The 10751-nt window shown below is 33.1% G+C and carries 9 protein-coding genes; 6 read left to right on the forward strand and 3 right to left on the reverse strand.

All coding sequences use genetic code 11. From position 1 onward, the window contains the following. Positions 1 to 376: 376 nt before the first annotated feature. The 4 genes from FLACOL7796_RS12960 (at position 377) to FLACOL7796_RS12975 (ending at position 5110) form a co-directional block, all read left to right on the forward strand. The gene (locus FLACOL7796_RS12960) at positions 377 to 958 is read left to right on the forward strand and encodes an OmpH family outer membrane protein (protein WP_173971196.1); all 582 of its coding nucleotides are present in this window, start codon (positions 377 to 379) and stop codon (positions 956 to 958) included. A gap of 100 nt (positions 959 to 1058) precedes the next feature. After that, positions 1059 to 3338 (forward strand): helix-turn-helix domain-containing protein, encoded by a 2280-nt coding sequence (locus tag FLACOL7796_RS12965; protein WP_173971197.1) that lies wholly within the window; start codon positions 1059 to 1061, stop codon positions 3336 to 3338. Positions 3339 to 3461: 123 nt separating this feature from the next. Beyond that, a complete protein-coding gene (locus FLACOL7796_RS12970) occupies positions 3462 to 4220 on the forward strand; it encodes a hypothetical protein (RefSeq protein WP_232067371.1) in 759 nt (252 codons plus the stop codon). Between the two features lie 128 nt (positions 4221 to 4348). Then, a complete protein-coding gene (locus tag FLACOL7796_RS12975; protein WP_173971198.1) occupies positions 4349 to 5110 on the forward strand; it encodes a hypothetical protein in 762 nt (253 codons plus the stop codon). A gap of 38 nt (positions 5111 to 5148) precedes the next feature. Here FLACOL7796_RS12975 and FLACOL7796_RS12980 read toward each other — a convergent pair whose 3' ends face one another. Further along, positions 5149 to 5595 carry a hypothetical protein gene (locus FLACOL7796_RS12980; protein ID WP_173971199.1) on the reverse strand — a complete coding sequence of 149 codons (447 nt, stop codon included), beginning with the start codon at positions 5593 to 5595 and terminating at the stop codon, positions 5149 to 5151. A 129-nt stretch (positions 5596 to 5724) separates the two neighbouring features. After that, on the reverse strand, positions 5725 to 6693 hold the full coding sequence (locus FLACOL7796_RS12985) for an HU domain-containing protein (protein ID WP_173971200.1): 969 nt from the start codon (positions 6691 to 6693) through the stop codon (positions 5725 to 5727). 238 nt (positions 6694 to 6931) lie between these two features. On the opposite strand from FLACOL7796_RS12985, the gene dprA reads away from it, so the two are divergent. After that, positions 6932 to 8032, forward strand: a complete 1101-nt coding sequence (gene dprA, locus FLACOL7796_RS12990) for a DNA-processing protein DprA (RefSeq protein ID WP_173971201.1) — start codon at positions 6932 to 6934, stop codon at positions 8030 to 8032. Positions 8033 to 8493: 461 nt separating this feature from the next. Here the strand turns inward: dprA and trpS are convergent, their stop codons facing one another. Next, complete coding sequence (gene trpS / locus FLACOL7796_RS12995) at positions 8494 to 9468, reverse strand: tryptophan--tRNA ligase (RefSeq protein ID WP_173971202.1); 975 nt, start codon at positions 9466 to 9468, stop codon at positions 8494 to 8496. A 297-nt stretch (positions 9469 to 9765) separates the two neighbouring features. On the opposite strand from trpS, the gene FLACOL7796_RS13000 reads away from it, so the two are divergent. Continuing rightward, positions 9766 to 10521: a lysophospholipid acyltransferase family protein gene (locus FLACOL7796_RS13000; RefSeq protein ID WP_173971203.1), complete on the forward strand. Its 756-nt coding sequence runs from the start codon at positions 9766 to 9768 to the stop codon at positions 10519 to 10521. The last annotated feature ends 230 nt before the right edge of the window (positions 10522 to 10751 follow it).

The following is a 10751-nucleotide window of genomic DNA, read 5'->3' on the forward strand; positions in this document are numbered from 1 at the left end:
AATTTTTTGTTTTTAAAATTTCAAAAGACAAAATGATTTTTTCGACATTTTTCTGGTGTTATAAATTTTTAAAAGCATCAATTTGAAAAAATAGGCATACAAGATTCTTTTAGGCTTTAAAAAAGGACTAAAACGTAAAACAAGCGTGTTTCTGATGATTTTTTAGCTCAAGTGAGGAGTAATTATGTCTTTTTGAGAAAGTGCTTCTAATAAAAGCTATGAAAGTCGTTTTTGATAGCGTTGAATTATTGACATATTTCTTTCGATAAATAAAAACAATATGATAAAATTCTAGCATTTTTTAAACTTTATGTTGATGCTATTTATTTTTTTATATTTTTGTCTTCAATACATTAAAAAAATAGAAATTCAAAAAATGAAAAAAGCATTAGTAATTATCGCACTTTCAATTTTCGCCGTTTCATGTAATAAAACTGCAGAAGTAAAGGAAGTAAAAACAGCTTACGTAGATACTTCGATTTTAATGAAAGAGTACACTGAAGCAAAAGACCTTGAAGCAAAATACAAAGGGCAAGCTGAAGAAAAAGGAAGACAACTACAAGCCGAGATTACACGTTTTAAACAAGACGCTGCTAATTTTCAAAGCCAGGCACAAGCAAACGGTCAGGCTTGGGCTCAACAAAGAGGTGCTGAGTTGCAAAAAAGAGAACAACAATTGGGTTATGCTCAACAAGCTTTGTCTCAACAATTACAACAAGAAAGTGGTGTTGAAATGGATTCTCTAGTAAGTGGAGTTAAAAAATTCATCAAAGATTACGGTAAGAAAAACGGTTATTCTTATATCTACGGTACTGGTGATGCAGCTTCAATTTTATACGCTGAAGAGAAATATGATATTACAAAAGATATCATTAAAGCTCTGAATGATAAGTATAAATCAAGCCCAAAATCAGAAGAAAAACCGGCAGTAAAAGAAGGAGAAGCTGCTAAAAAATAATACCAAACTAACTAACTAAATTTAAAAACCTAAATCTGTCAAGATTTAGGTTTTTTCTTTTATAAAAATGCGATACTTTTAGTTTTTCAATACAAGCCCAATGCAAAACGTTACAGAAGCAGCTGCTTACACCTTACAATTCATCAATCAAACGCAAAAATCGATCTTCCTGACTGGTAAAGCAGGAACAGGAAAAACCACGCTTTTACGCGAAATCATTGCTACTACGCATAAAAATACTGTAGTGGTTGCTCCCACGGGAATCGCAGCGCTAAATGCTGGTGGAGTTACCATTCACTCGATGTTTCAGTTGCCATTTTCAGCCTTTATTCCGTCATACGAAGAGGCTTCTCAGTTTACTGAAACCGTAAAATTTGAGAATAAAGAAACCTTGCGCCGACACTTTAAAATGAATAATGTGAAGCGTAACGTAATCAGAAATATGGAGCTTTTGATTATTGATGAAGTCAGTATGCTTCGTGCTGATTTGCTGGATGCTATCGATTTTATGATGCAAACGGTACGTAAAAATTCGCGCCCTTTTGGTGGAGTTCAGGTGCTTTTTATTGGAGATTTATTGCAGCTTCCGCCTGTAATCAGAGATGAAGAATGGCGAACTTTGCGTAATTATTACAAAGGAAAATTCTTTTTTCATTCGCATGTAATTCAGCAATATTCACCTTTATATATCGAATTATCAAAGATTTATCGTCAGTCTGATGATACCTTTATTTCGGTTTTAAACAATCTTCGAAACAATCAGATTACGCCTCAGGATATTCAGGTTTTAAACGAATATGTGAAACCTGATTTTGATTTAAAAAATAATCCCGGATATATTACACTTACCACGCATAATGCCAAAGCCGATTCGATTAACGAACAGGCAATTGGCGATTTAGCCGGAAACGAATTCGCTTATCAGCCCTTTATTGTGGGTGATTTTCCGGAGAAAATTTTTCCGGTTGAGGAAAATCTGAAACTCAAAGTAGGCGCTCAGGTTATGTTTGTAAAAAATGATTTGTCTTTTGAAAAGCGTTATTTCAACGGAAAAATGGGCGTTGTAAAATCACTTTCGGCCGAAGAAATATTCATACATTTTGCTGAAGAAGATAAAACCATTGAAGTTGAAAAATACGAATGGAAAAATATCCGATACAAAGTAAACGATCTCACGAAAGAAGTCGAAGAAGAAGTTTTGGGCACATTTGCGCATTATCCGCTTAAACTGGCGTGGGCAATTACAGTGCACAAAAGCCAGGGTTTAACTTTTGAGAAAGCTGCGCTCGATGTATCGCAAGTTTTTTTGCCAGGACAGGCATATGTAGCATTATCGCGTTTAACGTCCTTAAATGGGCTTATTTTGCTGTCTCCGCTGCAAATGAATGGTATTTCAAACGATCAGGATGTGATGGACTATGCTTTGAACAAAGCAACAGAAGAAGTTTTAAAACATTCTTTGCATTTTGAAACGAAAAATTTTATTCATAACTATTTGATTAGCAGTTTTAATTGGGCCGATTTGGCTCAGGAATGGCGCAATCACCGTTTTAGTTATAACGAAAATGCAGTCGCTTCAGAAAAATCGAAACATTCGGCTTGGGCACATAAACGTTTAGAAATAATAGATTCGCTGGCAGATCCTGCACAAAAATTCGTTAATCAGCTTAATAAAATTTTCAATAAAGAAACTGTCGATCTCTTTTTTGTACAGGAAAGGGTAGTGGCAGCTTATGATTATTTTTTTAAATCGATGGACAAACTGGTGACGGATCTTTTGAATAAAATGGCCGAAATTCAGAAATTTAAAAAAGTAAAAGAATTCTACGAAGAGCTCGCTTTTTTGGATGATTTGCAAACGAAAGCTGTTTTGCGTTTAATGAAGGCTAAATTGCTAATAGAAATTGTCGTTGCAGGCGAAACCATCTGTAAAGAGAAATTATCGTCTACAGCGATTAAAAACTACAAATTAGACAAGGTTGCAAAGATCCGCGAGGAATTTAATATGTCGAACACTGATATTTTTAAATCTGAAGAACACCCAGTTCGTTATACGGCACGCAAATTAGATAAAAGCACACCAAAGGCAGAAAAGAAAACAACCATCGAAGAAACTCACGATTTGTGGTTGGAGAAAAATTCGATTGAAGATATTGCACGAATGAGAAAACTGACCGTTCAAACAATAGAAACGCATTTGGTCAAACTAATTCAGGCTAAAAAAGTCGAGATTTCAGATGTTCTACCATATGATAAAATCCTGGCCTTGCGTGAAGCTTTTGAGTTTTATCAGGAAGAATCTCTAAGTCCGCTAAAAGAAAAATATGGTGATGAATTTACCTGGGATGAACTTAAAATGTTTAAAGCCAGTATAAATTGATTTCAGATTTTGTAACTTAGAGTTTCAGATTTCAGATTTTGGAATTTGATTTTGGAATTTGATTTTGAAGATTCGAATGAAATTTCGAAATTTACTATAAAAACATTATGTAAAATAGAAATTATGAAAAAGTTGCTATACATCCTATTCATAGGCATTGCGATTCAAAGTATGTCAGGGCAGGACTTGAAACCAGAATATCAAAAGTTTGTCAAAAAATTTATTGATAATGTAAAAAATGATAGGAAAGAGGCTGTAGCCGAGGCTATTAAATTTCCTTTAAAAAGAGACAATCCAATTCCGTCTATCAAGAATAAAACAGAGTTTGTAAAAAGATATGATGAAATTTTTGATGCTAAATTGAAAGCTGAAATTTCAAAATCGAATGCGGCAAAAGACTGGTCAGAAATGGGCTGGCGTGGCATAATGCTAAATCAGGGAACTTTGTGGATGGATACTGACGGAAAAGTATTTTCTATAAGTTATCAAACTAAAGCTGAGAAAGATCTTAAAACCAAATTAATAGTTGCTGAAAAAAGCAAACTTCACCCATCAATTGCAAAGTTTGAAGCTCCGGAAGTTATTTTGGAAACCTCTAAATTCAGAGTTAGAATTGATGACCTGGGAAATGATAATTTCAGATATGCGTCGTGGTCGATAAAACAATCAATGAGCGAAAAACCGGATTTAATCATTACCAACGGAAAATGGTTTCACGACGGAACAGGAGGTAATCATCATTACGATTTTAAAAAAGGGAATTTTCTATACCAGTGTTATATTACAGTTTTGGGTACAAAAGATTCAGCACCAGCTACTTTAACCATTTATCAAAACGGAAAAGAAATACTTAATCAGGAAGCTAAAATTGTTCCACGTTAAACAAAATCCTATTCGAAAGAATGGGATTTTTTGTTTTGTAACCCGATTTCAATGTTAGTTACAGCTAGTATAAATTATTTATATTTGATTGTAAATGCCGGATTAGTAATTAATTAAAAATATTTAAGATGAAAAGAAGCAACATATTTTTAGTGCTATTATTTTTTTGCAGCAGTTTTATTTCTGCTCAGGATTCGAATATTAATTATCAGAAACTTGTTAAAAAGTTCATTGAAAATGTAAAAAATGACAAGAAAGAAGCCATTGCTGATGCGGTGGTTTATCCGCTGGAACGCGAATATCCGATACCTGATATTGCAAATAAAGCAGATTTTATAAAGCGATATTCTGAAATTTTTGATGCTACATTGAAAAACGAAATAGTAAAATCGACGCCTGCAAAAGGCTGGACAGATATGGGTTTGCGCGGAATTATGTTAATTCACGGCAACATTTGGCTGGATACCGAAGGACGTTTAACAGCAATAAATTATCAATCGAAAGCCGAAATAGAACTTAAAAACAAACTAATCGCGTCGCAAAAGAAAATGCTTGATCCTAGCATAGCATTTTTTCAAACGCCAATTTGTATTCTCGAAACCGCTGAATTTAAAATCAGGATTGATAATCTGGGAAACAATAATTACCGTTTTGCCTCATGGTCGATCAAAAAAGAAATGACTCAAAAACCTGATTTAGTGATCAATGGTGGCGAATTAGTTGTAGAAGGAATAGGTGGAAATCATCAATATGAATTTAAAAAAGGCAACTTAATTTATGAGTGTGCGATCATCGTTTTGGGCGAAAAAAATTCGCCTCCGGCGAGATTAAAAATTTATCAGGGCACTAAAGTTATACTTTCCCAGGATGCTAAAATTGTTTCACGTTAAACAAAAAAATCCTACTCATTACGAGTAGGATTTTTGTTTTAATATTCAACTTTTACTCTGTCGAGTTTTTTCTGCTGTTCTATTTTTTTTAATTTAAGTTTTTGAATATCAAGATCGTGCTCTTTCAGTTTAATTTGTTGTTTTTGCAAATCTTCTTCAGAAAACGAGCTTGAGTTTATTTTCGATTCCAGTTTTTGTTTGTTGTATTCTAACTTATCAATCTTTTTGTTGGTAGATTCAAGATCTTTCTGTGCGTTTTTAAGGTCTTTTTGATGCCTTTCTAATTTCCTTTGTTCTTTTTTTAATTGCGATTGATCATTGTCTAGCTTTTTACGATACTCTTCTGTTGATTTTTGGGCTTCCAGATCTAATTTTTTCTGTGCAATTTCCTGAGACTTTTCAGTTGTGATTATCTTTTGAGCAAAAAATGAATTAGAGCTTAGAATAAATAAAAATGCAAGAAGTAATTTTAGCGTGTTTTTCATTGTATTTTGTTCTTTAAAATAGTAGAACAAAAATAGGATTACAGCTCCTGAAGTTGAGCTAAATAAGGTTTTTTTAAAGACAAAATAAGACAAAAAAAATCCTATTCGGTTTGAATAGGATTTTTATTATTATAGAGTTTCGACTAAGATCCAGGCATCTGGATTTTCGCCTTTTTGTATTTCTTTTTGTGCTTTTTCAGCTTCAGACATTGTAGCATAACTTCCGTATAAAACCGGGAATAAACCGTGTTTGTTTTCGCCTAACATTCTGGCTTTAAAACCGTCTTTAATCAATTGGTTATACGCTTTTCTTGCATTTTGTTCGCTTCTATATGCACCTGCCATAATATGATATGACATTGCTTTTTCTTCGGTAACTTCTACTTTTGCAGAATCAACAGAAAGAGTTACAGCCGGCAATGGACTCTGAATGAAAAATGTAGCTTCCTGTATTTTGTTTTGAACTTTTTTCTGAACAGCACTTTCTACAACAAGCGTTTTGTTTGCAATTTGATTTTGGTACAAAGGATATCCAATACTTCCTGTGATTCCAAGACCTAAAACAAAAATTGCAGCATATTTTAAAAACGAATTCGAAGATCTTCCTTCTTCATCATTTTCATATAAAGCAATTGGTTCTCTTTCTTCGATTTCCTTGATTTTTTTCTCGAAGTTTTCCTTTTTTACAAGCGGAGAAACAAACGGACTTAATCCGAAAGAACTTGCCAGGAAATTGGTTTGATCATTAGGAGTAAAAATGATATTTTTCTCTGCATTTAAACGAATTTCACCAATATTTTTAAGGCTTATTGTGCCATTTTCTTCTAAGGTATTTTTCCAGCTCTGAACTTCAAAAGCAATGGCACTTACGGCAAAACCGTAAGATGTTTTTTCTCCGTTCGCGATATGATTTGCTAATAATCCGTCATTGTTTTTCAAATGGCTATTAAAAGAGATCATTTTTTTGGGTGGAAAAAACGAATTTGTGCTTTCATTAAGCTGAGCCGAGTGAATTTCGGTTAAAAATGCTCCAAACCCTGGAACCGTTACACACTGATAACGATACAATAACTGTGCTATGTAAGTTTCGATTTTCATAGTAACAAAGTTATGCAACGAATATAGTTATCAAAATTTTATTCACAATTTTTATTAACAATTCTGATATTTTTATAGATAATTAATATTCAGTAATTTAAACATTATGGGACTAGTTTTTAAAAATAGAAAAAAATCTAATTTTGTTGTTTTATTAAGAAATTACTTTATTTTAATCATATTTGCACTATTAAATTGTTTAGAATTTTATATTCTATTTTACATAATATTTTAGTAAATGTCAGATCAGGATTTATTTTATTTGTTAGCCTTATTAAAAGTCGATGGAGTGGGTGATATTATGGCTAAAAAATTACTTACACATTTTGGAAATGCTGAGGCAGTTTTTAAAGCTAAAACTAATCAAATAGCGGCTATTGATGGTGTTGGTTCTGTTTTATTGAAAAATTTTAAAGATAAATCGGTTTTTGAAAGAGCTAGTCGTGAGCTGGAATTTATTCATTCCAACCACATAAAAGCATCTTTTTTTCAGGAAGAAGATTATCCGGATCGTTTAAAACATTGCATAGATTCTCCTGTTTTGATTTTTTCTGGGGGTAATATCAATTTAAAAAATAAAAAAATAATCAGTATAGTTGGAACCCGCCAGATTACTTCATACGGAACGGAGTTTTGCAAGAAATTAATTGAAGATTTGGCTCCGCTTGATCCTGTAATTGTGAGTGGTTTTGCTTACGGAGTTGATATTGTGGCACATCAATTGGCCATGGATTATAATTTGCAAACTATTGGAGTTTTGGCTCATGGATTAAACCAGATTTATCCCAAAACACACAAGAAATATGTGGCGGCAATGGAAGAAAATGGAGGTTTTATCACTGAATTTTGGAGTACTGCAAACCCTGATAAAGAAAATTTTGTGCGAAGAAATCGCATCGTTGCTGGTATGACCGAAGCTACGATTGTGATCGAATCTGCTGATAGAGGCGGTTCACTTATTACGGCTAACCTGGCAAACGATTACAATCGCGATGTTTTTGCCGTTCCCGGGCGCATTACAGACAAATATAGTCAGGGATGTAATGATCTTATCAAAACGCAAAAAGCAAACGTTTTAACGAGCGCTGCTGATTTAATTTATATTTTGAATTGGAATATTGATAATAAAGCGAAACCAGTGCAGAAACAGCTATTTGTTGAACTGGAATCTGATGAACAAAAGATATATGATTTCTTGCTGAAAAATGGAAAAGAATTGCTTGATATAATAGCATTGCAATGTGAGTTTCCTATTTATAAAATCTCAGGTTTGCTGTTGAATATGGAGCTTAAAGGAGTGATAAGACCGCTTCCGGGGAAATTGTTTGAGGCGATATGAGAATTAAGTTTTTATTTCTGAGATTTGAAAATATTTATCAAAAACAAGATAATTGACATTGTGCCAAGAATCAAAGAAACATTGAAATTGTCGAAATTTATTGAATAAAATGTCAGGATAATTAGCTCAAAATGTGCTAGGGAAATGTAATAATTTGTCTTACGTTTAAGTAGAAATATTATTAAATAACCAAAAATAAAAAGTATCTGAGAGATAGCTAAAAATACATTTAGTAAAATTTCATTTGAAACAGTAAAAGCCCAGCCAACCGTTTTATTCATGCTATAAAACTTCTCATCTCCAAATAAGTAAGCTAATAAGTATCCTAATAAAAAAAGTGATATTAGGAGAAAAAACATGTATCTGGTAAATAGTTTTCGCACTATTTGTATGGATTTATATTAGATAATTATTTTATAAAAAAGCCCGACAGGTTTTTAATATCTGACGGGCTTTTAATTTTATTTACTAAATCCTAGTATTTCGCGAACTTTTGCGAGAACACCATCTGCAATAACAGAAGCTTTTGAAGCTCCTTTTTTCAATAAAGCATCAACTTCGTCAAGGTTGTTAATGTAGTAAGTATATTTTTCTCTTTCGGTTTTAAATTTTTCTGTAATCAATTCAAACAAAGCTTGTTTGGCGTGACCATAGCCATAATTTCCACCAAGATAATTGGCTCTCATTTCGGCGATTTGTTCTTCGGTTCCTAATAAAGAATAGATTGCAAAAGCATTACAAGTATCCGGATTTTTAGGAGCTTCAAGTGGAGTACTATCTGTTTCGATACTCATAACCTGCTTGCGCAATGTTTTATCGTCAAGAAAAATATTGATAATATTATTGGCCGATTTACTCATTTTTCCACCATTTGTTCCTGGAATCAATTTGCTGTCCTCCTGAATTTTAGCTTCAGGAATTACAAAAGTTTCTCCCATTTGGTGATTGAAGCGAGAAGCAACATCACGAGTAATTTCTAAATGTTGTAATTGGTCTTTTCCAACTGGCACAAATTCAGCATCATACAGCAAAATATCTGCTGCCATTAACATTGGATAAGTAAAAAGTCCGGCATTAACATCGTCTAAACGATCGGCTTTATCTTTGAAAGAATGTGCCAATGTCAAACGTTGAAACGGAAAAAAGCAGCTTAAATACCAGGTTAATTCAGTAGTTTGAGTCACATCAGATTGTCTGTAAAAAGTAACTTTATCAGGATTTAGTCCGCAAGCAAGCCAGGCCGCAGCGGTACTGTATGTATTTTCTCTTAATGTTTTACCATCTTTAATTTGTGTAATCGAATGTAAATCAGCAATAAACAAATAAGATTCGTTTGCAGGATTGTTCGATAATTCGATAGCAGGAATGATTGCTCCCAATAAATTGCCTAAGTGTGGCGTTCCAGTACTCTGAACACCAGTAAGTATTTTTGCCATTCTAGTTTTTTCTTATTACTAAATGCAAAGTTCGTTTTTTTAGAGCAAAGTACATAAACTTTACCACGCTGTTTTATTTTAATCGCGCAAAGTCGCAAAGTCGCAAAGAAAATAAACTTTGCGACTTTGCGACTTTGCGAGAAATAAGTTGGTATTCTCTGTGAAAAACTCTGTGTTTCTCTGTGGTAAAATAGCATTCAATAAAATTTTCAAATACAAAGGAACTTTGTGGTAGAAAAAAATAGCAATACAAATTCTTTTTGTAGAATTCATTTCTGTTTTATTACATTTGAAACTATGAAAGGAATTAAAATTGTTTTTTGGGTTTTGTGGCGTATTTGGTTTTACATCTTAATGGGAATTCCAATATTGATTATGCTGCCGTTTTTGCTTATTTCTATTATATCAGAAAGCGGATACCCATATTTCTTTAAAATGGCCCGCATTTGGGCTAAATTTATCCTTTTCGGCATGGGTTTTTATTATACGGTCAAGCGCGAGCAGAAGCTTATTAAAAACAAAAGCTATATGATCGTGGCCAATCATACTTCGATGACCGATATTATGCTGATGCTGGCTATAGTTCGAAATCCTTTTGTATTTGTTGGGAAAAAGGAACTTTCTAAAATTCCGTTGTTTGGATTTTTCTATAAACGTACTTGTATTCTGGTGGATAGAAATTCTTCTAAAAGTAAAAATGAAGTTTTCAAGAGAGCACAAGACAGACTTAATCAGGGACTTAGTATTTGTATTTTCCCCGAAGGCGGAGTTCCGGATGATGAAAGCATCTTACTTGACGAATTTAAAGATGGTGCATTTCGTCTGGCAATAGAACATCAGATCCCGATTGTGCCTATTGTTTTTGCTGATAATAAAGAACGATTTTCGTATACTTTTTTAAGCGGAAGTCCTGGAAAAATGAGAGTTAGAATTCTGCCTTTTGTAGAAACGAGCGGATTAACAAGTGAAAACAGAAAAGCGCTTCGTGACGAAGTAAGACAATTGATTTATAAAGGTTTACTTCAGTTTAAGAAAGAAAAGAATAAAGAGTAGAGAGAAAAGAACATAGATAAAAGAATATAGAATAAAGAAGATAGAGAATAGACCATAAATTTAAAAACCCGACAACACTAAAGTTGCCGGGTTTTCTTTTGAATTAAAATCCCCATTTTATATCAAAAGTACTATCGATGAATTATTTTTTCTGAAATAAAACGCAATACTTTTTTAAATTTCAATTTGGTTTTTCTGCGGTTTTTACTGTACAACACTTCTATTTTCTC

The sequence above is a fragment of the Flavobacterium bizetiae genome (assembly GCF_902804475.1).
GTDB lineage: Bacteria > Bacteroidota > Bacteroidia > Flavobacteriales > Flavobacteriaceae > Flavobacterium > Flavobacterium bizetiae.